Annotated in this window: 17 protein-coding genes, 2 tRNA genes and 1 pseudogene; 8 read left to right on the plus strand and 12 right to left on the minus strand. The window is 66.3% G+C overall.

What is annotated here, in order from left to right; all coding sequences use genetic code 11:
• Positions 1-4: 4 nt before the first annotated feature.
• Positions 5-1129 (minus strand): thiamine-phosphate kinase, encoded by a 1125-nt coding sequence (gene thiL, locus OHA42_RS32915; RefSeq protein ID WP_406239782.1) that lies wholly within the window; start codon positions 1127-1129, stop codon positions 5-7.
• A gap of 566 nt (positions 1130-1695) precedes the next feature.
• Between thiL and OHA42_RS32920 the strand changes: the two are divergent.
• Positions 1696-2241, plus strand: a pseudogene (locus OHA42_RS32920) (DUF3515 domain-containing protein); the annotation flags it as partial.
• A gap of 155 nt (positions 2242-2396) precedes the next feature.
• Here OHA42_RS32920 and OHA42_RS32925 read toward each other — a convergent pair.
• Both OHA42_RS32925 and OHA42_RS32930 read right to left on the minus strand, forming a co-directional pair.
• Positions 2397-3503: a D-alanine--D-alanine ligase family protein gene (locus OHA42_RS32925; RefSeq protein WP_406231724.1), complete on the minus strand. Its 1107-nt coding sequence runs from the start codon at positions 3501-3503 to the stop codon at positions 2397-2399.
• A gap of 77 nt (positions 3504-3580) precedes the next feature.
• Positions 3581-4591: an NAD(P)H-dependent glycerol-3-phosphate dehydrogenase gene (locus tag OHA42_RS32930; protein ID WP_406231726.1), complete on the minus strand. Its 1011-nt coding sequence runs from the start codon at positions 4589-4591 to the stop codon at positions 3581-3583.
• A 31-nt stretch (positions 4592-4622) separates the two neighbouring features.
• Here OHA42_RS32930 and cofC point away from each other — a divergent pair, with 31 nt between their 5' ends.
• The 3 genes from cofC to OHA42_RS32945 all read left to right on the plus strand — a co-directional run bounded on the left by cofC (position 4623) and on the right by OHA42_RS32945 (position 8609).
• Positions 4623-5321 carry a 2-phospho-L-lactate guanylyltransferase gene (cofC, locus tag OHA42_RS32935; RefSeq protein ID WP_406231728.1) on the plus strand — a complete coding sequence of 233 codons (699 nt, stop codon included), beginning with the start codon at positions 4623-4625 and terminating at the stop codon, positions 5319-5321.
• 160 nt (positions 5322-5481) lie between these two features.
• A complete protein-coding gene (locus tag OHA42_RS32940; RefSeq protein WP_406231730.1) occupies positions 5482-7644 on the plus strand; it encodes an RNA degradosome polyphosphate kinase in 2163 nt (720 codons plus the stop codon).
• Between the two features lie 20 nt (positions 7645-7664).
• Positions 7665-8609 carry an NUDIX domain-containing protein gene (locus OHA42_RS32945; protein WP_406239784.1) on the plus strand — a complete coding sequence of 315 codons (945 nt, stop codon included), beginning with the start codon at positions 7665-7667 and terminating at the stop codon, positions 8607-8609.
• Positions 8610-8683: 74 nt separating this feature from the next.
• Here OHA42_RS32945 and OHA42_RS32950 read toward each other — a convergent pair whose 3' ends face one another.
• From OHA42_RS32950 to leuC, 3 genes are all read right to left on the minus strand, one after another.
• Positions 8684-9346 (minus strand): HU family DNA-binding protein, encoded by a 663-nt coding sequence (locus OHA42_RS32950; protein ID WP_328404252.1) that lies wholly within the window; start codon positions 9344-9346, stop codon positions 8684-8686.
• Between the two features lie 156 nt (positions 9347-9502).
• Positions 9503-10111: a 3-isopropylmalate dehydratase small subunit gene (leuD, locus tag OHA42_RS32955; protein ID WP_328404254.1), complete on the minus strand. Its 609-nt coding sequence runs from the start codon at positions 10109-10111 to the stop codon at positions 9503-9505.
• Between the two features lie 106 nt (positions 10112-10217).
• The gene (gene leuC / locus OHA42_RS32960) at positions 10218-11642 is read right to left on the minus strand and encodes a 3-isopropylmalate dehydratase large subunit (protein ID WP_406231732.1); all 1425 of its coding nucleotides are present in this window, start codon (positions 11640-11642) and stop codon (positions 10218-10220) included.
• A 167-nt stretch (positions 11643-11809) separates the two neighbouring features.
• On the opposite strand from leuC, the gene OHA42_RS32965 reads away from it, so the two are divergent.
• From OHA42_RS32965 to OHA42_RS32975, 3 genes are all read left to right on the plus strand, one after another.
• A complete protein-coding gene (locus tag OHA42_RS32965; protein ID WP_406231734.1) occupies positions 11810-12511 on the plus strand; it encodes an IclR family transcriptional regulator in 702 nt (233 codons plus the stop codon).
• A gap of 33 nt (positions 12512-12544) precedes the next feature.
• On the plus strand, positions 12545-13045 hold the full coding sequence (locus OHA42_RS32970) for a PPOX class F420-dependent oxidoreductase (protein ID WP_406231736.1): 501 nt from the start codon (positions 12545-12547) through the stop codon (positions 13043-13045).
• Positions 13046-13218: 173 nt separating this feature from the next.
• Positions 13219-13404, plus strand: coding sequence for a DUF5302 domain-containing protein (locus OHA42_RS32975; protein ID WP_328404262.1), 186 nt, complete (start codon positions 13219-13221; stop codon positions 13402-13404).
• Positions 13405-14085: 681 nt separating this feature from the next.
• On the opposite strand, the gene OHA42_RS32980 is transcribed toward OHA42_RS32975, so the two are convergent.
• The 4 genes from OHA42_RS32980 to OHA42_RS32995 form a co-directional block, all read right to left on the minus strand.
• Positions 14086-14158: transfer RNA gene (locus OHA42_RS32980), tRNA-Glu, on the minus strand.
• A gap of 148 nt (positions 14159-14306) precedes the next feature.
• Positions 14307-14378: transfer RNA gene (locus OHA42_RS32985), tRNA-Gln, on the minus strand.
• A 120-nt stretch (positions 14379-14498) separates the two neighbouring features.
• Complete coding sequence (gltX, locus tag OHA42_RS32990; RefSeq protein ID WP_406231738.1) at positions 14499-15986, minus strand: glutamate--tRNA ligase; 1488 nt, start codon at positions 15984-15986, stop codon at positions 14499-14501.
• A gap of 116 nt (positions 15987-16102) precedes the next feature.
• The gene (locus OHA42_RS32995; protein WP_406231740.1) at positions 16103-16879 is read right to left on the minus strand and encodes a fumarylacetoacetate hydrolase family protein; all 777 of its coding nucleotides are present in this window, start codon (positions 16877-16879) and stop codon (positions 16103-16105) included.
• 401 nt (positions 16880-17280) lie between these two features.
• On the opposite strand from OHA42_RS32995, the gene OHA42_RS33000 reads away from it, so the two are divergent.
• Complete coding sequence (locus OHA42_RS33000) at positions 17281-18477, plus strand: MFS transporter (RefSeq protein WP_406231742.1); 1197 nt, start codon at positions 17281-17283, stop codon at positions 18475-18477.
• A gap of 203 nt (positions 18478-18680) precedes the next feature.
• Here OHA42_RS33000 and OHA42_RS33005 read toward each other — a convergent pair whose 3' ends face one another.
• The gene (locus OHA42_RS33005; RefSeq protein ID WP_328404270.1) at positions 18681-19688 is read right to left on the minus strand and encodes a 3-isopropylmalate dehydrogenase; all 1008 of its coding nucleotides are present in this window, start codon (positions 19686-19688) and stop codon (positions 18681-18683) included.
• A 716-nt stretch (positions 19689-20404) separates the two neighbouring features.
• Complete coding sequence (serA, locus tag OHA42_RS33010; protein ID WP_406231745.1) at positions 20405-22003, minus strand: phosphoglycerate dehydrogenase; 1599 nt, start codon at positions 22001-22003, stop codon at positions 20405-20407.
• Positions 22004-22781 lie beyond the last annotated feature (778 nt).

Below are 22781 nucleotides of genomic sequence, written 5' to 3' on the forward strand. Positions count from 1 at the left end.
CAACCTATCCGGTCGCGGCGTCGGATGCCGAGTCCGCCCCGCTGAACGATTCCCAGCCTCCCGCGCCCGGCCGCGGCGCACCGTCGACGGTGACGCCGTGACCTGCCAGCACCCGCCCGATCGGCACCCAGCCGGCGGGCAGAAACCGCTCCTGCGGCCAGGTGGCGACGAAGGCGTGGTCTTCGCCGCCGGTCATAATCCATTGCGCCGCATCGGCATCCAGCTGTCGGGCGATTTCCTCGAGCGCGGTGTCCCGCAATGCGGCGGAGTGCAGATCGATGGCGACCCTGGACGCCTCGGCAATGTGTCCCAGATCGGCGAGCAATCCGTCCGACACATCGGTGAGCGCATTCGGCGCGGTCCTGGTGCGGTGCCCGGCAGATCCGATGACGCCCGACCCGAATACCGCCGCGTCACGGGACTGCGGCGGTTCGTGGTTCGACCCGAGCACTCCGTCCTCCGGTGGCGCATCGGGTCCGCTTTCGCCCGCGTCGTGCCCACCGACGGAGTCCGACAGCGCGTCCAGCACCGTGGCATACGGCGGCTGCGGAACCCGATGCGCCGCAACCACATCGGCAAAGGTCTCGATGGTCGGATCGACTGCCGTGGTCAGCACGGCGAGGCCCGCCGCCGACCAGCCGAGGCGGCCCGCCACCGCGACCGTATCCCCTACCCGGGCACCGGCTCTGGTGATGGGTGCACGACCGCGCAGATCACCGAACGCGGTCACCGACAGCACGATCTCCGGGCTGAGGACCAGATCGCCGCCCGCGATGGACCCACCGGCTCTCGCCGCCTCGGCCCACATCCCGTCGGTCAACCTGTCGATCACCTCGACCGGGGTGTCGGCCGGGCAGCCGAGCGCAACCACGAATGCGGTCGGCACCGCGCCCATCGCGACCACGTCGGCGGCGTTCTGGGCAATCGCCTTGCGGCCGATGTCGTACGGACTCGACCAATCGAGCCGAAAATGCCGACCCTGCACCAGCATGTCGGTGGTCACCACGAACCGCCCGTCCGGCGCCGCGACCAGCGCGGCATCGTCACCTGGTCCCAGCAGCACCGCACGCGTCTGCACCCGGCCCGCGTTGATCCGCTCGATCAGCGCGAACTCCCCCAGCTCACGCACCGTCTTCGGCCCCGTGCTCTCGCTGATGACCGGTCCCTTCCCGACATGCTGCTGGCTGGAATCGCCACGACGGTACTCTTTCCAGGGCAATCGAGTACTACTGGGCCGGTGCGTAGCACCCGCGGCGGGCATTCCCGCGGCACGCCGACCGGCGCGATCCCGACTAGGAAGGACCGGTGAACATGGCGGCGAATTCGTCGAAGCCCGATTCGTCGGAGACCAATTCGTCGCAGGCCGACTCGCCGGAGACCGGACCGTCGCAGGCCGACTCCTGGCACACCGAACCGGCGCAGACCGAACCGGCGCAAGCCGACTCCTCGCAGACCGACGAAGTGGCGCAGGCCGACTCCTCCCAGGCCAACCCGGCGCAGGCCGATTCCTCGCACCCTGACCGGTCGCAGGTTGAACCTTCGCAGCCCGAACCGTCCGAGACCAACTCGCACAGAGCCGATGCCTCGGCGGGCACACCCGAGCGGACCGCCGCCAACGTTGAAGCCGACGCAGCATCGGGCAGCGAGAGCGACACGACAGCCAGCGACAAGGGCGCGACCAGCGACAGCGAATCATCCTCCAACGCTCGCCCCTACCCGCCCGCACTCATCGCCACCGCCGTCGCACTGCCCGTCGTGCTGATCGTCGCCATCCTGGTGGCCGCAGTCCTGGCCCGCAATGCGCCGACCGAGCGCGAACCGCTGGTACTCGGTCCGGTCCCCGCACCCGCCGCCGACGGCACCGCGTGCACCACACTGCTGCCCGTGCTGCCCGTCGAGCTGGGCGACTACACCAAGTCCCAACTGGTCGAGCCCGCACCGCCCGCCACCCGCGCCTGGCAACGCAGCGACGGCGGCGACCCGATCGTGCTGCGCTGCGGCCTGGACCGCCCGCTCGAATTCAACCGCGCCTCGGCCCTGCAGATCGTGAACGGCGTCCAATGGTTCGAGGCCCGCGACCCAGCAAGCAAGGCAAGCACCTGGTTCGCCGTCGACCGCGAAACCTACATCGCATTGACCATCCCCGACGGCTCGGGCCCGACACCGCTGCAAGCAGTTTCGGACGCCATCACCGCCGATCTCCCGGCAAAAGCGATCGATCCGGGCCCGCTGCCGAACTGAGTACAGTCCCGATTACTGCCCGAGCCCCGCGGTTCTCGCGGCTGGTAGGTCCTACGACACAACCTGGTCGGATGGCATCCGCACACCCGGGGTGGTAGCTGCGCGCCCTGTGTGACGGGTGTCAGGCGACAGGGGGTGTGGGGTCGGGCAAGCTGCTATCGCAGGCCGGTGCCTCGGGCCAGTGCGGTTTCGATCAGGGTGGAAACCAGTGAGGCATAGTCGATTCCGGTTGCTTCCCACATTCGCGGGTACATGGAGATCGAAGTGAAGCCGGGCATGGTGTTGATTTCGTTGATCACGGGGCCGTCCGCGGTGACGAAGAAGTCGACGCGGGCCAGGCCCTGGCAGTCCAGTGCACGGAAAGCCTGAACCGCGAGTTCCCTGATGCTGTCGGAGACGTAGTCGTCGAGCTTGGCGGGGATGTCGAATTCGCAGACGTCGTCGAGGTATTTGGTGTCGAAGTCGTAGAAGTCGCGTACGTCGGCGTCGGCGTCGGCGTCGGGCATCCGGATCTCGGCGACCACGCTCGCCTCGATCCGGCCGTCCGGGAATTCCAGTACGCCGCACTCGACTTCGCGTCCGACGATGCCCGCCTCCACGATCACCTTCGGATCGTGCGTGCGTGCCGTCGCTATGGCGGCGTCCAGCTCGCTCCAGTCGGTGACCTTCGTGATGCCGATCGAGGAGCCACCGCGCGCGGGTTTGACGAACACCGGCAGCCCGAGTCGCGCCCGGTCCGCTTCGCTGACGGTGGCAGTGCCGGGCCGCAGCACCGCCTGGATGCCGATCGGCAGGCCCTCGGCGGCGAGCAGTTTCTTGGTGAATTCCTTATCCATGCCCGCCGCACTGGCCAGCACGCCGGGCCCGACGTAGGGGATGCCGGTCAGCTCGAGCATGCCCTGCAGGGTGCCGTCCTCGCCGAACGGGCCGTGCAGGATCGGGAATACCACGTCGACCGAACCCAATGCGGCGCTGGGATCGTCGAGCGCGACCAGTGCGCCGGACCGGCTCGGGTCAGCGGCCAAGGTCAGCGCGGTGCCGGTGCTGTCCACCGACGGCAGGGCGTTGCTGCCGCTGAACCCGAGGGCGGCGATATCGGAGCTGCCGAGCACCCAGCTGCCTTCGGTGGTGATACCGACCGGCACCGCCTCGTACCGTTCCGGATCCAGGTTGCGCAGCACACTGCCGGCCGACACACACGAGACGGCGTGCTCGTTACTGCGCCCGCCGAACACCACAGCCACCCTGATCCGGTTCGTCATGCACCGAACCGTACCCGTTACCGCGGCCGCGCCCACCTTCTGCCCGGACGCCTCCGAGGTCAACGCGGTGCTCGGAACTACTCCGGCTTGATCCGTCTGCCGAGCAGGGTACCCACCGCCGCACTGACCGAAATGCCCTCGTGGCAGACCTGGTGCACGGCGTTCGTCAGCGGCATCTCGACGTCGTGCGCCACCGCGAGCGCACGAATGGATGAGCACGACTTCACACCCTCGGCGACCTGCCCATGTGTGGCTGCCTGCGCGCCCTCCATCGACCCACCCGCGCCGAGCACATGCCCGAACGACCGGTTGCGTGACAGCGGCGAGGTGCACGTCGCGACCAGGTCGCCGACGCCGGCAAGCCCGGCGAGAGTGACCGGTTCGGCGCCGAGTGCGACCCCGAGCCTGATGATCTCGGCGAGCCCGCGGGTGATCAGGCTGGCGATCGAATTGTCGCCCAATCCCATTCCGGACGCGATACCGCAGGCGAGCGCGATCACGTTCTTACATGCGCCGCCGATCTCACAGCCGATCACATCGGTGTTGGTGTACGGACGGAAGTATCCGGTCGCGCTGGCCTGTTGCAGCGCCACCGCGCGTGCGGCGTCGGTGCAGGCGATCACGGTGGCCGCCGGCTGTCCCGCGGCGATCTCCTTGGCCAGATTCGGACCCGACAGCACCGCAATCCGGCTCGCCTCGGCCCCGGTCACCTCACCGATCACCTGGCTCATCCGCAACAGCGTGCCGGTTTCGATGCCCTTGGCCAGGCTGAGTAACGAGGCGTCGTGATCGGACACCGCTGTCGCGATCGCATCGTTCCACTTCTCGAGATTTCCGCGCAGGGATTGGGACGGCACGGCGAGCACAATGATCTCCGCACCCGCGAGCGCGCGCACATGATCGTCGGTAGCCGCGACGGCGGGCAGCTGCACGCCGGGCAGATAGAACGGATTGCGATGATCGGTTGCCAACGCCTCGGCCACCTCGGGTCGCCTGGCCCAGATCGTGACCTCGGTTCCCGCCTCCGCCAACACCTTCGCGAACGCGGTCCCCCATGATCCCGCGCCCAGCACCGCAGCCCTCGTCATCTGCCCAATATGCCATGGAAGGATTGGACGCATGCGTCCGCACGCCGTGCACGCCGTGATCGCGGTGAAAAGCCTCGACCGGGCCAAGAGCCGCCTGTCCGATCGGCTGCGCCCGGAGCATCGGGCGCGGCTGGTGCTCGCCATGCTCGCCGACACCGTGACCGCTGCTGCTGCCGCGGCGCAGGTCGTCTCGGTCACGGTCGTCACCCCTGACCCCGCAGTCGCCGACCTGGCGCGCACCCTCGGCGCCACCGTGCATCCCGAGCCACGCCGGGACGCCATCGATCCCGCCGATCCGGACGGCCTGAACACCGCGCTGAGCGACGCCGCGAGCGCGCTGCGGCATCGGCACGGCCCGATCGATCTACTGGCCCTGCAGGCAGACCTGCCCGCCTTGCGCCCGGAGGAACTGTCGGACATGCTGGCGACCGCGCCGCAGGGCGTGCGCTCGATCGTCGTCGACCACGCGGGTACCGGCACCGCGGCACTACTGGTCCGCGCCGCCACCACCACACTCGATCCGCGCTTCGGACCCGACTCCGCCCGTAGGCACATCGCCGCGGGCGCAGTCGATCTGCGCGGCGAATGGCCGGGGCTGCGGCTGGACGTCGACACCGCCGACGATCTCGATCTCGCCGTCGATCTCGGAGCCGGGGACGCCACCCGGGCCGTCCTGTGCGACATCGGCTGGCCAGGTCACGTTCACGAGCAGGTACGACACGTGTGCTAGATGATCGCCACAACAGGGTGATGCTCATATCAATCACGGTGTCCGGCTGCACACGGTCGGTTTTGTAGGGGATGATCGTGTGCGTGAGTGAGCGAAGCGAGCGAAACATCTATGAGCGCGCATCGCGCATGTCAGAGCCGAGCGCCAGCGAGGCGCGGGCATGAGTGATACCGAAACTGTCAAGTCGCAGCAGTTGCTGCCCACGCCGCCGCCCGCCGCGACACCTCCTTCGGAGGACTCGCCGGCCGATCGGTTGCCACGTGATCGCTACCTGAATCGAGAGCTGAGTTGGCTCGACTTCAACGCCAGGGTGCTCGCCCTTGCCGAAGACGAGTCGCTGCCGTTGCTGGAGCGGGCGAAATTCCTGGCGATCTTCGCCTCGAATCTCGACGAGTTCTATATGGTCCGCGTCGCAGGCCTCAAGCGCCGCGCCGAGACCGGGCTTTCGGTCCGCTCGGCGGACGGCCGCTCGCCCTCCGAGCAATTGGAGATGATCGCCGCACGGGCCCAGGAGATCGCCGACCGGCACGCCCGTGCCTTCCTCGACTCCGTCCTGCCCTCCCTGACCGCCGAGGGCATCGCGATCATCGGCTGGACCGACCTCGACGACGATGAGCGCCAGCGCCTCTCGAGCCACTTCCAAGAACAGGTCTTCCCCGTGCTCACCCCGCTCGCGGTGGACCCGGCGCACCCGTTCCCCTACATCAGCGGGCTGAGCCTGAACCTCGCGGTGACGGTGCGGGATTCCGCCACCGGCGGCGAACACTTCGCCAGGGTGAAGGTGCCCGACAATGTCGATCGGTTCGTCCGGGTGCGACGCAGCGATTCCGGCTCCCTCATCGCGGCATTCCTGCCGATGGAGGGGCTCATCGCGGCGCATCTGGATCTGCTGTTCCCCGGCATGAAGGTGGTCGAGCACCACGCGTTCCGCATCACCCGCAACGCCGATTTCGAGGTCGACGAGGACCGCGACGAGGATCTGCTGCAGGCGCTGGAGCGCGAACTCGCGCGGCGGCGCTTCGGCTCGCCGGTGCGACTCGAGGTCTCCGACGATATGACCGAGCACATGCTCGATCTGCTGCTGCGTGAGCTCGAGGTCGACGCCGGCGATGTCATCCAGGTGCCCGGCCTGCTCGATCTGTCGTGCCTGTGGCAGGTCTATGGCGTCGACCGGCCGAACCTCAAAGACGCGCCATATGTGCCCGCCACCCCGCCCGCCTTCGGTGAGCGCGAGACCCCGCGCAACGTGTTCGCGGCGCTGCGCGAGGGCGATGTGCTGGTGCACCACCCCTATGACTCGTTCTCCACCAGTGTGCAGCGCTTCATCGAGCAGGCCGCCGCCGATCCGCAGGTGCTCGCGATCAAGCAGACCCTGTACCGCACCTCCGGTGACTCCCCGATCGTGAATGCGCTCATCGACGCCGCGGAAGCGGGCAAGCAGGTCGTCGCGCTGGTGGAGATCAAGGCTCGCTTCGACGAGCAGGCCAACATCAAATGGGCGCGGGCCCTGGAGCAGGCCGGCGTGCACGTGGTGTACGGCCTGATCGGCCTCAAGACGCACTGCAAGACGTGTCTGGTGGTGCGGCGTGAGGGTGCGACCATCCGCCGCTATTGCCATATCGGCACCGGAAATTACAATCCGAAGACCGCACGCCTGTACGAGGACGTCGGATTGCTCACCGCCGCACCGGAAATCGGCGCCGATCTGACCGACCTGTTCAATTCGCTGACCGGTTACTCGCGAAAGGCCAACTACCGCAACCTACTTGTTGCACCGCAAGGAGTACGGGCCGGAATCATCGAGCGGATCCAGCGCGAAACGGAGCTGGCGCAGCAAGGCATTCCGGCGCGAATTCGGTTGAAGGCCAATGCGATTGTCGACGAACAAGTGATCGATGCGCTCTACCGCGCATCGCAGGCAGGCGTCCCGGTGCAGATCGTGGTGCGCGGCATCTGCGGGCTGCGCCCCGGCGTTCCCGGGATGAGTGACAATATCGAGGTTCGCTCGATTCTCGGCCGTTTCCTCGAGCATTCGCGGATCATGCACTTCCAGGCCCAGGACCAATACTGGATCGGCAGCGCCGACATGATGCACCGCAACCTCGATCGTCGCGTCGAGGTGATGGCCCAGGTGAAGGATCCACGGCTCACCGAGCAGATGGGCGCGGTGTTCGACTCCGCACTGCATCCGATGACACGGTGCTGGGTGCTGCAGGCCGATGGCAGTTGGCATGCCAGACCCCAACGAGCAGGCGAGAACGGCGAACAAGTGAGAGACCACCAAGAGTTCCTGATGCGATTGCGGAGACCAGATCAGCCGTGAGTGATGCCACGGGATACGAAATGGACGGGGGACCGTTCTGGGATCCCCGAGTGACAGCCAACATTCATGCCGCTGGTGCAGTGTTGTGGCGAAGGGCGCCGGGTGGTTCCGGTGCCGTCGAGATCGCCGTCGTGCACCGCCCCAAGTACCAGGACTGGTCCTTGCCGAAGGGCAAACTCGACCCGGGTGAAACGCCGGTCCTCGCCGGGGTGCGCGAGGTGCGCGAGGAGACCGGGCTCGACTGCCGACTCGGCCGCTACCTCGGGCATGTCACTTACCCTATTCCCGGGCATCGCAAACTCAAGCGCGTCGACTATTGGTCGGCCGAGGTGTCGGGCGGTGCATTCGCCGCCAATTCCGAGGTCGATCTACTGAAGTGGTACTCGCTCGACCGGGTAATGGAACAGCTGTCCTATCCCATGGACCGGCAGGTATTGCGCGCGTTCGCCCGGCTACCGGCGGCCACCAGCACGCTGCTGCTGGTGCGGCACGCGAAGGCGGGCAGCAGGGACCGGTTCAACGGCCCGGACGACGAGCGGCCGCTGGAGCGGGCCGGACAGGGCCAGGCACAGTCGCTGGCGCCGAATCTGCTGGCGTTCGGCGCATCCGAGGTCTATTCGGCCCCACCGGTGCGCTGTGTCCAGACGGTGGCGCCACTGGCGGAGAAACTGGGTGTGAAAATCGCCGTCGAGCCGCTGTTTTCCGAATCCGGTTATGCCGCAGCGCCCGACGCCGCCCGCGAGCGCGCACGCGAACTCGTTTCCGATCGCGCGGTGCGGGTGTTGTGCAGTCAGGGCAAGGTGATTCCTGATCTGCTGAATTGGTGGGCCGACCGGGACGGCATTACCCTGCCCTCCGCTCGCAATCGCAAGGGCAGCGCGTGGGTGCTGTCCTTCGCGGCCGGACGGCTCGTCGCCGCAGACCATCTCGACCGCTCGTTGTCGGATGCCATCGTGAAGTCCTGACACCCGCTGCGCGGTCCTGACACACCGAAACGGCCCCGGGGTAACCCGGGGCCGTTTTCGGTGGAGTCTCGGCGTCAGCGAGCCCGACGGGCCGGAGCCTTCTTCGCCGCAGTCTTCTTGGCGGGCGCCTTCTTTGCCGCGGTGGTCTTCTTGGCCGCTGTGGTCTTCTTGGCGGCCACAACCTTCTTGGCCACAACCTTCTTTGCCAGAGCCTTCTTGGCGGCGGCGGCCTTGGCCGGAGCCTTCTTCGCGGCTGCCTTGACCGCGGTCTTGCGGGCGGTGGTCTTTGCCGGTGCCTTCTTGGCTGCCTTCTTCGCCGTGGTCTTGGCGGGCGCCTTGGTAGCGGTGGCCTTCTTGGCGGCCGCCTTCTTCGCCGCCACCTTCTTGGCGGCCGCCTTCTTTGCCGCCACCGGCGCATTCGCGCCGCGCTTGACGGCGGGGCCGCTCGCGGTCAGCTTCTGCTTACCCGCAATAACGGCCTTGAACTGAGCACCCGGACGGAACGCAGGCACCGAAGTGGGCTTCACCTTGACGGTTTCGCCGGTGCGCGGGTTCCGCGCTACGCGAGCCGCACGCTTACGCTGTTCGAACACACCGAATCCAGTGATTGTGACGCTCTGACCCTTGTGCACCGCGCGCACGATGGTGTCGACCACGTGCTCGACTGCCGCGGTGGCCGTGCGCCTGTCCGTACCCAACTTTTCGGTCAGAACGTCGATCAGTTCCGCCTTGTTCATTGAATCCTCCGCAGACTAATGGCCCGTCGTCGGACCGACTAGGTACCACGGTAAACCCACAATGGGCAAGAGTCTATGTGCCACGCCAAAATTCATGTGGTTTAGCACACGTCCAGCTACCGCCCCCAGGGGTGTACAGCTATCTACGCAGGGTGATTACGCTTGCGAAATACGTGCCGGCAGGGTGGCGGGTTTCCAAGTTGGCCTTGCCTTTTCGAACTCGTCGATGGCGTCGCTACGCCGAAGCGTGAGCCCGATGTCATCCAATCCTTCCAGCAGACGCCACCGCGTGTAGTCATCAATATCGAACGGCAACACGACGGTTCCGGCCGTCACCGTGCGCGCTTGGAGGTCTACAACCAATTCGAGACCGGGCTGTTCCTCGATCAACTTCCAGAGCATTTCGACATCGTTCTGTGACATCTGTGCGGCAAGTACACCGCCCTTGCCTGCATTGCCGCGGAAGATGTCGGCGAAGCGGGATGAGATGACTACCCGAAAGCCGTAGTCCGACAGCGCCCATACGGCGTGCTCACGTGAGGATCCGGTACCGAAATCCGGACCTGCCACCAGCACACTGCCCCGCTTGTAGGGCTCGGTGTTCAGAATGAAGTTCGGATCTGATCGCCATGCGGCGAACAGTCCGTCTTCGAATCCGGTGCGGGTCACACGCTTCAGGTACACCGCAGGAATGATCTGATCGGTGTCGACATTGGATCGGCGCAACGGCACTCCGATCCCCTTGTGCACTGTGAAGGCTTCCATAACTGATTCTCCTGGGTCGGTAGGCGATTTGGGCGGGCAACGGGATTGACCCGAGTGCCTGCGGCGGGATTGACCCCCGCCGTGGCGGGATCTCTCCGGGGGCAGGTCAGTTCAGATCCGCCGGTGCGGAGAGGGTGCCCCTGACCGCTGTCGCGGCCGCTACGAGCGGGGAAACAAGGTGCGTACGGCCACCTTTGCCCTGCCTGCCCTCGAAGTTCCTGTTCGAGGTCGATGCGCAGCGCTGACCCGGCTCCAGCTGATCGGGATTCATTCCCAAGCACATAGAGCAACCCGCTTGCCGCCATTCGGCGCCCGCCGCCGTGAAAATCTCGCCGAGTCCTTCTTTTTCCGCCTGTGCTCGAACCCTCATCGAGCCCGGTACAACCAACATTCGCACGCCATCGGCAACGTGACGTCCCTTCAAAATCCCCGCCACCGCACGCAAATCCTCGATACGTCCGTTGGTGCACGATCCGACGAATACGGTGTCCACCGCCACATCACGAAGCGGAGTACCGGGCACCAAATCCATGTACCGCAGCGCTTTCTCCGCCGACTCACGCGCGGTCTCATCGGCAATCTGCGCCGGGTCGGGCACAGTGTCGCCCAGCGGCGCACCCTGTCCCGGGTTGGTGCCCCAGGTGACGAACGGCGTCAGCACGCTGGCGTCGATATGCACCTCGGCGTCGAAAACCGCGCCCTCGTCGGTCTTCAGCGCCTCCCAGGCGGCCACTGCGGCATCCCAGTCGGCCCCCTGCGGCGCGTGTGGGCGACCTTTGAGGAATTCATAGGTCGTCGCGTCCGGGGCGATCATGCCCGCTCGTGCGCCCGCTTCGATGGACATGTTGCAGATCGTCATTCGCGCCTCCATCGACATGGCGCGGATTGCCTCACCGCGGTACTCGAGCACATAGCCCTGACCGCCGCCGGTGCCGATCTCGGCGATAACCGCCAAAATCAGGTCCTTGCTCGTGACACCGTCCGGCAATCGGCCGTCCACGGTGATCGCCATCGTCTTGAACGGGCGCAGCGAGAGTGTCTGGGTGGCAAGAACATGTTCGACCTCGCTGGTGCCGATACCCATCGCCAGCGCGCCGAACGCGCCGTGGGTGGAGGTGTGGCTGTCGCCGCACACCACCGTCGTACCGGGCTGCGTCAGGCCGAGCTGCGGCCCGACCACATGCACGATGCCCTGATCGAGATCGCCCATCGGGTGCAGCCGCACACCGAATTCCGCACAATTGCGCCGCAAGGTTTCGACCTGGGTGCGCGAAATCGGGTCGGCGATCGGCCGATCGATATCAATGGTCGGGACGTTGTGGTCCTCGGTGGCGATGGTCAGGTCGGGGCGGCGGACCTCGCGGCCCGCGGCGCGGAGCCCGTCGAAGGCCTGCGGACTGGTCACCTCGTGCACAAGATGCAAATCGATGTAGATCAGATCCGGCTCACGCGAGGCCCCTTCACCCTCGCCGCGAGCGACGACATGCTGCTCCCACACCTTCTCGGCCAGCGTCAGTGCGCGTTCGGCCATTCTCGATCACCCTTTCCGACGAGCATCCGGTCCGCGCGATCTGGGCTGAGTGCGCGAGGGCCGGCTGCACAGGTTTGTGGATAACGGGCGCCAGGGGATGAAATGAGCCGTCCACGTCGATTCCTCAACATTGGTGATCTCAACATCCGAGACGCTAGTATCGTTCTATGAGACAGCATAGCGGTATCGGCGTCCTCGACAAAGCGGTGTCAGTGCTCTACGCCGTCGCAGAGCAACCCTTGGGTCTCAACGAGCTGTGCACCCGCACCGGCCTGCCGCGCGCCACCGCTCACCGGCTGGCCGTCGGCCTCGAAGTGCACCGCCTGCTCGCCCGCGACAACAACGGCCTGTGGCGGCCGGGCCCGGCGCTCGCGGAGCTCGCCGCCGGCGCCACCGACCCACTGAACGAGGCCGCGACGGTCGTCCTGCCGCGGTTGCGCGAGATCACCGGCGAGAGCGTCCAGATCTATTGCCGCGATGGTCACGCACGGGTCTGCGTGGCTGCTCTGGAGCCCAATGTCGGCCTGCGCGACACCGTTCCCATCGGCGCCCGACTGCCGCTCACCGCAGGATCCGCGGCCAAGGTGCTGCTCGCCTGGGCCGACCCCGAGCTACAGCGCCTGATCCTGGCCGACGCAGTCTTCGGCGAGCGCGCGCTTGCCGAGGTGCGCCGCCGCGGCTGGGCACAGAGCGCCGCCGAACGCGCAAGCGGCGTGGCAAGCGTCTCCGCGCCCGTGCGCGACGCGGGGGGCGCCGTAATCGCCGCGGTGTCGGTATCGGGCCCGATCGATCGCATGGGCAGGCGACCCGGCGCGCGCTGGGCAGCAGACCTGGTCGCCGCGGCCGACGCATTACACAAGCGCCTGTAACACGTTCTAGTAATCAGTCTCTACAGTTGCCCCATGGGAGCAAACCAACGGGCACAGATCGTGATGTCCGACACCGAGATCACCGACTTCTTGGAGCGCAGCAGGATCGCGACCCTGGCCACCATCGGCCCCAAGGGCACACCGCACCTGACCGCCATGTGGTACGCGCTGATCGACGGCGAGATCTGGTTCGAGACCAAGGCGAAGTCGCAGAAAGCGGTCAACCTGCGCCGCGACCCACGGGTCACCTGCATGGTCGAGGCCGGCCAGACCTACGACACCCTGCGCGGCGTCTCGATCGAAGGCCACGCCGAGATCATCGACGACGCGGACAAGCTGTACGCGGTCGGCGTCAGCGTGTGGGAGCGCTACACCGGGCCCTACAGCGAGGACGTCCGCCCCTTCGTCGAGCAGATGCTGCATAAGCGCGTGGCAGTGCGCGTGGTGCCGCAGCGGCTGCGCAGCTGGGATCACCGCAAGCTCGGCCTGCCCGCGCTGCCGCTCGGCGGCACCACCGCCAACGCGCTCGACTGATCCCCGCACCAGTGAGAGCCTGACCACACAGCCGGAATAGACCGGCGCGGCGCGACCGAAATCCGCCTGACAGAGCGGCGCAAGCGCGTTAGCGTCACAGAGTTCGACACGAATCGGCCCCGCACGTACGTCTGGAGGACGAGCGGCGCGGCCGCGACGACGAGGAGCAGGCGATGGCGGAAGCGGATAGTTCCAACGGCAGCAGTGCCGAAGAGGTGAAGCGCAAGTTCAAGGAGGCGCTGGATCGCAAGAACCAGCAGTCCGCCAAGGCGTCCGATCACCTGGACGGACGGTCCAAGGCCACGTCGGCGCACGGTAACGCCAGCCACAAGCGTGAGTTCCGGCGCAAGAGCGGCTAACTGCCGACCCGAGAAGGCCCTCCAGACACCCCGACTGGAGGGCCTTACTTATGCCCTGAGCAGGACGACAGGACCCGAACAGCGGCGAATCGACTCGCGACAACCGACGCCCTGGGGCCGGCCGAGCAGGGGTCCGGCACGCAGGGCAAGGTCCATAGGGTCAGCCGAGCCAGCGTTGGCAAATAGGGAGTGGAGAGATCGGCCGAAGCAGGACCCTCCACGCAGCTACAGCCAAGCAGGCCAGCGCAAGCAGCCAGCGCAGCACAGCTCAGCCCAGTCCAGCGCAGCCAGCCCAGTCCAGCGCAGCCAGCCCAGTCCAGCGCAGCCAGCCCAGTCCAGCGCAGCCAGCCCAGTCCAGCGCAGCCAGCTCAGCGCAGCCAGCCCAGCACAGCCAACGCAGCGCAGCCAGCTCAGCCAGCCGAAGCGGGACCCTCCACACAGCTACCACCAGCGGAGCCAACGCCGACAACCAGCCAAGTCGAGGGCCAGCAACAAGCGAAGCGAAGGTCGAGCCGAGACGGAAGCGCGCCCAAACCCAGCAGGCCCGGCCAGGCGCAGCCCGCCCGGCCGGGGGTCCGGGGGCGCAGCCCTCCGGGCGGGGTGTGGGGGTTGCACCCCCACAAAACACGCGGAAACGCGAAAGGCCCATGCTCTCCATGAGCATGAGCCTTCCGCGCGTTGTAGCCCCGACGGGATTCGAACCCGCGCTACCGCCTTGAGAGGGCGGCGTCCTAGGCCGCTAGACGACGGGGCCAGGACTGATCTCCCACTTTCGTGGTGACCATCCGTATGATCTTTCGATCAGTGGAAGCTCGGCTAGCTTAACCGGCCGAAGCTCGGCGACCAAATCGCCGGTTGCTGTTGATCTTTCGGCCGCGAACCGAGGTCGACAACAAACTCCGCTGGGGTACCAGGACTCGAACCTAGAATGGCTGAACCAGAATCAGCTGTGTTGCCAATTACACCATACCCCAATGCACCGGGCGCTCGACCTCGTGTCTGGCTGACTCCGAGGCCGTGTTCCTGGCCGAGAAAGAGAGTACCAAACAGCGCCCGGGTAACTACAAATCGGCTGGTCAGCGTCCTGTTTTCGGCTAAACCGACTCGGTTGACACCGTTGCGGTCCACTCTTGCGCCGACCGCAACCGCTCCAGTGTCACCTCCCGGCCGAGCAGCTCCAACGACTCGTACAGCGGCGGACTGATGTGTGAACCCGTCACCGCGACGCGCACCGGCGCGAAGGCTTTGCGCGGCTTGAGCCCCAGATCATCGATGAGCGCCGTTTTCAGCGCTTCCTCGATTGCGGCCGTCGACCATTGCGTCAACGGCTCCAGCGCGGCAATAGCGGCCTGCAATACCGGAGTGGCATCCGCACCGAGATTCTTCGACCCCGCAGCCGGGTCGATCGCGAACTCTTCTACGGGTGCGAACAGGAATCGCAGCAGATCCCACGCATCGGACAAAACCACGATCCTGGTCTGCACCAGTTCGGCCGCCGCTGCAAACGTCTTCTCATCGATTTCGGCGCCGATGTGGTTGTGTTCGGTCAGATACTCACGCAGTCGGTGAGTGAAATCACCATGCTCCAGCAACCGTATATGTTCAGCGTTCAGCGCATCGGCCTTCTTCTGGTCGAAACGAGCCGGATTCGAATTTACTTTCGAAATATCGAAGGCGGCAACCATCTCTGCCATCGAGAACACATCGTGATCGTCCGCGATGCTCCAGCCGAGTAGTGCGAGATAGTTCAGCAAACCCTCCGGGATGAATCCGCGATCGCGATGGGCGAACAGATTCGACTCCGGATCACGCTTGGACAACTTCTTGTTGCCCTGCCCCATTACGAACGGCAGATGGCCGAATTCGGGGGTGAAGTCGGCCACCCCGATGCGGCGCAATGCGCGGTAAAGGGCGAGCTGCCGCGGCGTCGAGGAGAGCAGGTCCTCGCCGCGCAACACGTGGGTGATCTTCATCAGCGCGTCGTCGACCGGGTTGACCAGCGTATAGAGCGGGTCGCCATTGCCCCGGGTGAGCGCGAAGTCCGGCACAGTGCCCGCCTTGAACGTGGTCTCGCCGCGCACGAGGTCGTGCCAGGTGAGGTCCTCGTCGGGCATCCGCAGCCGAATCACCGCCGGGCGTCCGGCAGCCCGGTAGGCCTCGATCGCCTGGGGCGTCAGATCCCTGTCGAAGTTGTCGTACCCCAGTTTCGGATCGCGGCCCGCAGTGCGGTGACGTTCCTCGACTTCCTCAGGCGTGGAAAAGGATTCGTACGCTTCTCCCGCCTCCAGCAACTTCGCCACCACATCGAGATGCAAATCACGCCGCAGCGACTGCCGGTATGGCTCATACGGGCCGCCGACCTCCGGGCCTTCGTCCCAGGTGAGGCCGAGCCAGCGCAACGCATCAAGAATTGCGCGGTAGGACTCTTCGGAATCGCGTGCCGCATCGGTGTCTTCGATACGGAAGACGAATTTTCCGCCGGTATGGCGGGCGTACGCCCAGTTGAACAGCGCCGTCCGGATGAGGCCGACATGCGGTGTCCCGGTGGGCGACGGGCAGAAACGGACCCGTACTTCAGTCATGGCTCTCTTTCGATGAGGTTGTTTCGAGCGACCCCGCAAGCAATCGTCTGCGGGCCCTTTCGAGCGACCTACAAGTAGTCGCTGACGGACTCTTTCGAGCGACCGACATGCGGTCGCTAACGCTGTTTAGCCGCAACAGGATTCGTGAGAGTGCCGATGCCTTCGATGGTCACCGATACCTGCTGCCCGGCCTGCACCGGGCCGACACCCTCCGGGGTCCCGGTCAGAATCACATCGCCTGGCAGCAGCGTCATTACGGTGCTGACCCACTCGATGAGCTTCGGAATGTCGTGCAGCAGAAGCGAAGTGCGGCTGCGCTGGCGAACCTCGCCCGCCAGCTCGGTCACAATCTCCAGATCCGATGGGTCCAAGGAGGTTTCGATCCATGGGCCGAGCGGGCAGAAGGTGTCGTAGCCCTTGCCCCTGGTCCACTGGCCATCGTGACGCTGCTGATCACGGGCAGTGACATCGTTGGCGGCGGTGTAGCCGAGCACCACGTCCATAGCCCGCGCTGCGGGCACGTCCTTGCACGGACGCCCGATCACCACGGCCAGTTCGCCCTCATAGTCGACCTGAGAGGAACTGGGCGGCAAGATGATCGGCGCGTTCGGCCCGATGATCGAGGTATTCGGCTTGAGGAAGATCACCGGATCCTCCGGGGCGGGCCCGCCCATCTCGGCCGCGTGTGCGGCGTAATTCTTGCCGATGCACACCACCTTGCTCGCCAGGATCGGCGCGAGCAAGCGCACGTCGGCCAGCGGCCAACTCCGCCCGGTGAACGTCGGCGTACCGAACGGGTGCTCCGCAATCTCCTTGGCGACGGTGTCGCTTCCCTCTCCCTCGATGCTGACGAAAGCGACCCCATCGGGACTGGCAACTCGACCTAGACGCATGACCCGCAGTCTATCCACCACCTTCGACCTGCCCGAACGCGCCTGCACCGGATCTGCGGCGCTTGCGGCAACGTGTTCGCGACCCAGGAGGCTCACGACCGAGCGGCCGAACGACTCAGCGAACGGGCCTGCAGCCCAGCAGCCAATGCTCACCCCTGCGACACATGCGCTTCGGCTGCTCAAACGCGACCGGGCCACAGACGGTCGCTGGTGAGACCGGCTCCATCGCAGATGCGTCAGTAGCGATGCTTACGACATTTTGCTCGCACGGGGAACCGCGACCGTGTGATCCGATCGACAGCACGAACCCGAAATCGGGTTGCCGACCGGGTGTACGGTAAGATCCGATGTTCATTCAGTGAGAACAAAGTTCCACATTATGAGATTCAGAGGTGAGGCCGATGGCTACCGTGACGCAGATCCGCGAGGTCCGACGGTGGTCCATGCTCGGCCTCGGAGTCTTCGCACAGTCCTCGAGCGCGGTCTTCATCCACGGCGTTCCGTTCCTGCTGCCCGCACTGACCGCGGGCGGCATGCCCTTGGCCACCGCAGGCCTGCTGGTGGCGATGCCCACGGTCGGGCTGGTCTGCACATTGATCGCCTGGGGCTACGTTGTCGATCGCATCGGCGAGCGCAAGGTGCTGGTCGGCGGACCACTGCTGATGCTGGTGGCGGGAACCGCGGCCGCAACAGCGTCGAACTACGTCGTCTTCGGCATCCTCTTGTTCTTGGGCGGCATCGGCGCTGCGAGCACCAACGGCGCCAGCGGCCGCGTCATCGTCGGCTGGTTTCCGCCGCATCGGCGTGGCCTGGCGATGGGAATTCGGCAGACCGCACAGCCTTTGGGCGTCGGTGTCGGCGCGCTGGCGATCCCCGCCGTCGCTGCGGCACACGGGATTTCGGTCGCCATCCTGGTTCCGACCGTCATGGCGGGCGCCGCGGCCATCGGCTGCCTGATCTGGATCATCGACCCACCCCGCCCCGAGGGCAAAGCAGCCGATCGGGCCAATCCCTATCGTGGTGATTCCACCCTGTGGCGCATCCACGCGGTATCCGTGCTGTTGTGTGTACCTCAGGGCACGGTGTGGACTTTCGCGCTGCTGTGGCTGCACCGCGATGTCGGCTGGTCGTTGACGACCGCGGGCGCGTTGGTCACCGCAACCCAAATCCTGGGCGCCTTAGGCAGAATCGGCGCCGGCCACTGGTCGGATCGGGTCGGCAGCCGACTGGGTCCGTTGCGCACCGTCGCCATCGCCGCCGTGCTCGCCATGGCCGGCCTGGCTCTGACCGCATGGACACATTCCTGGTGGGCAGCCATCCCCCTGTTGATCGCGGCATCGGTAATCACGGTCGCCGACAACGGACTTGCCTTCACCGCCGTCGCCGAAATCGCAGGCCCTTACTGGAGCGGCCGCGGCCTGGGCATCCAGAACACCGGCCAAAACCTCGCCATGGCCGCCATCCCACCCGCCTTCGGCGCCCTCATCACCGCAACCGGCTTCCCCACCGCCTACCTGGCCGCAGCAGTCCTGGCAGCAGCCGCCATCCCACTGGTCCCCACCGACCACCGAACCGAACAACAGCCCCGAAACCCCTGAGGGACCAGCACTTTCACCACCAATCACTGGAACATAACCACAGGCAGTCCTCACACCCAGCCGCTCAGATCGACGTGAGAGAAATGGTGGCTCATACCGCCGGCGGGGGACTCCCTGACGTGTGGCGTTCGGCGGAAAGTGGGGGAGGCACGCAGCCCCCGCGCCTGGTTTCGGGCGCGGGGGTTGGGGGTTGGGGGGGTTGGTCAGACTGCGGCGGCGATTCGGTCGCCGACCTCGGTGGTGGAGGCGGTGCCGGTGCGGGATGCGAGGTCCTTGGCTACTGCGGACTCGATGCGGGTGGCTGCTTCGGTGTTGCCGAGGTGGTTGAGCAGTAGGGAGACCGACAGGATGGCGGCGGTGGGGTCGGCTTTGGACTGGCCGGCGATGTCGGGGGCGCTGCCGTGCACGGGCTCGAACATGCTCGGGTTGGTGCCGGAGGCGTCGATGTTGCCGCTGGCTGCCAGGCCGATGCCACCGCTCACCGCGGCCGCGAGGTCGGTGATGATGTCGCCGAACAGGTTGTCGGTGACGATCACGTCGAAGCGGCCCGGGTCGTTGACCATGTGGATGGTCGCGGCATCGATGTGCTGATAGGCGATCTGCACGTCGGGGAACTCGGTGGCGACCTCGTCGACGGTGCGCTGCCACAGCGAACCGGCGAAGGTCAGCACGTTGGTCTTGTGCACCAGGGTGAGGTGCTTGCGGCGGGCCTGTGCCTTGGCGAAGGCGTAGCGCACGACGCGTTCGATGCCGAAGCGGGTGTTGGTGCTGACCTCGGTGGCGACCTCGTGCGGGGTCCGCACCCGAATCGCGCCGCCGGTGCCGGTGTACGGCCCTTCGGTGCCTTCACGCACGACGACGAAATCGATGTCGGGATTGCCGGACAGCGGGCTGGTCACCCCGGGATACAGCTTCGAAGGCCGCAGGTTCACGTGGTGGTCCAGCGCGAACCGGGTGTGCAGCAGCAGCCCGCGCTCGAGCACACCGCTGGGCACCGACGGATCGCCGATCGCACCGAGCAGGATCGCGTCGTGCTGCTTGAGCTCCGGCAGCACCGAATCCGGGAGGATCTCACCGGTCGCGTGGTAGCGCTTGGCACCGAGGTCGTACTCGGTCTTCGCGACGCCGGGCACCACCACATCGAGCACCTTCAGTGCCTCGGCGATGACCTCGGGACCGATTCCGTCACCGGGGATGACAGCAAGCTTCATGACAACAATGCTCCGTTCAGTATTGCCGGTCACCGGCGTCGCCGGGTTCACGGCGAGCTGTACGCGCCCGCCCTGATATTCGGATGCCTTCGCGAACCCGGGCCGACGCTATGCGTCCGCACGTATCCCATCGAGCGAACAGCAGCAACATCACCGTACTTGGTGCATCACGACGGTCCATCGTCGGGCGCGGTCATGCTGCGGGTCCGTCGGCCAAAGCGCCATGATGACGAGACGTATCCGATGCCGGCTCGCATCCGCCACGGGCCACAGCTCATGGCTGCGTAGACGTCACCACCCCACGACCCCGCGAGGCTGCCACCAGTTCCGCACGCCACGAGCCGCCCCGCGGCTCCGTAGACATAGCCACCCCACGATCCGGCGAGGGGCTGCTCACTCACGGGCCATCGCTGACGGTTGCATAGCCGCAAACCACCGACGACCCCGGCGAAACTGCCACCAACTGCGCACCCACGGACCACCGCCCACGGATGCCGTAGCCGGCAACCGCCCCCGACGACCCAACTGAGCCGCCACCAACTACGCACCGACCACGGCCGTCGCTGCACGGTTTGTGCCCGCGCTGCGTTGCCCCCGGCAGTCACCGCCCGGTGCGCCCGTTCATACGTTGCGCGCCGTCACCATTGGTGACGGCGCGCAACGGGGTTCTCGAAAGGGCCGGGGCAACTACGATCGCTCGCGCCTCGGCCGATCGATCAGAACAGGTCGACCTGGACGACCTTGCCTGCGCCGACGGACTCGGCGATGGCGGTCTGGACTTCGGGGGTGACGTCACGGTTGACGCGCAGCACGACGGTGGCGCCTTCCTTGTCGACGTCCTGGCTCAGCTGCGCGGCAAGGATGTCGATCCCCGCCTCGCCGAGCTTGGTGCCGATCTTGCCCAGTGCGCCCGGCCTGTCCTCGTAGTTCAGGACGGCCAGGTTCAGGCCCTCGGCGCGCAGGTCGTAGTTGCGGCCGTTGATGTTGACGATCTTCTGGACCAGCTGCGGCTCGGTCAGGGTGCCCGCCACGTTCAGCGTGCTGCCGTCGCCGAACACCGCGCGCAGATCGACGACGCTGCGGTGGCTCGGGCTCTCCGACGCGGTGGTCACCTGGGCGCTGATGCCGCGATCCTTGGCGAGCGCGGGTGCGTTCACGAAGGTGACCTGGTCTTCGACCAGTGCCGAGAAGACGCCGCGCAGCGCGGAAAGCTCCAGCACCGCAACGTCTTCGGAGGCCAGCTCGCCGCGCACCTGAACCTCGAGGCTGACCGGCAGCTCGTTGGACAGTGCACCCAGCAGCGCGCCCTGCTTGCGGACGATGTCCAGCCACGGCGCGACCGAATCGCCGACCGAGCCGCCGGTGACGTTCACGGCGCCCGGCACGAATTCACCGGCCAGCGCGAGCAGCACGGACTTGGCGACATCGGTGCCCGCGCGGTCCTGCGCCTCGGAGGTGGAGGCGCCGAGGTGCGGGGTCACCACGACCTGCGGCAGGTCGAACAGCGGGCTGTCGGTGCACGGCTCGGTCTCGAACACGTCGAGGCCGGCGGCCCGCACGTGCCCGGACTTGATGGCGTCGGCGAGCGCCTGCTCGTCGACGAGTCCACCACGGGCGGCGTTGACGATGATCACGCCCGGCTTGGTCTTGGCGAGGGCTTCCTTGCCGATGATGCCCTTGGTCTCGGGGGTCTTCGGCAGGTGCACGGAGATCAGGTCTGCGCGCTCGAGCAGCTCGTCCAGGCTCAGCAGCTCGATGCCGAGCTGTGCGGCGCGAGCGGGCGACACGTAGGGGTCGTAGGCGATGATCTTGGTTTCGAAGGCGGCAAGGCGCGCGGCGAACAGCTGGCCGATGCGGCCGAGGCCGACGACGCCGACGGTCTTGTCGAAGATCTCGACACCGTTGAACTTGCTGCGCTGCCAGGTGCGCTCGCGCAGGGTCGCGTCGGCAGCCGGGATCTGGCGAGCGGCGGCGAGCAGCAGCGTGACGGCGTGCTCGGCGGCGGTGTGGATGTTGGAGGTCGGCGCGTTGACGACCATGACGCCGCGCTCGGTGGCGGCGGGCACCTCGACATTGTCGAGGCCGACGCCTGCGCGCGCGACGATCTTCAGGTTCTTGCCCGCCTCGAGCACCTCGGCGTCGACCGTGGTCGCGGAGCGCACGAGCAGTGCGTCGGCCTCGGGGACCGCGGCGAGCAGCGCCGGGCGATCGGGTCCGTCGACCCACCGCACCTCGACACCGTCACCAAGCGCATCGACGGTCGACTGGGCGAGCTTGTCGGCGATCAGAACAACAGGACGGCCTGCTTGGCTCACGGTGGAGTACTCCTGGGGAGAAAGGGGGTCGGCAATTACCGCCGTTCAGCTTAGTGGGCGCGGGTTCGCGGCTTTTTACCCCCCGGCAGGCGGCCGCCGTCAGTGCGATCGATGAGCCTGCGCAGCGGCATGTCCGCACTCGACTCGACCAGGAAATACAGCAGGCCCCCGGCGCCGATCGGCGCCCGGGGCCTGCTGGAAGTCGAGTCAATCGACCGTCATACTTACTCAGCCGCCGAAAGAACCGGTCCACAGAGTGCTGAGGATGCCGTGCAGAGCCGCACTGCCAGTGCTCAGAAGACCGTTCAGGGCGGCACTACCGGTGTCGATGATAACGGGGATCATTTCTTACCTCTCGTCGAACGAAATCCAGTCTGACTGGCTAACACACTGCACATCGGGGCTCCCGCAAATCAGGTTACGGAATTCTGCAATAATGTGACTCAGATTACATTTTGATCTCAATCGTGAGCTGGACAACCGTCCATAAGCATCCTGAGCAGCCCTGATGCCGACGCGCCAGGTCAACGCCGGTTTTCAATGCCCATAATTACTCCGGCAAAGGATCTATGTTGCGAATTCCTAAGGGGAACTTGGCAATTGCCTGAGAATTGCCACTGTTCACGTCCGATAGAAACTCGGACAAACATGGCGATTACACACGCCGGACGACATGCAGCGTGAACTATCCAGCGCGGGTCGACCAGTCGGCAGCAGCACCGCCGAGCACCCGACGCAACCGGCCGCGCATTCGGCAGGCGCTTCGAACCGGTCAGCG

The sequence above is a fragment of the Nocardia sp. NBC_01009 genome (assembly GCF_045208035.1).
GTDB lineage: Bacteria > Actinomycetota > Actinomycetes > Mycobacteriales > Mycobacteriaceae > Nocardia.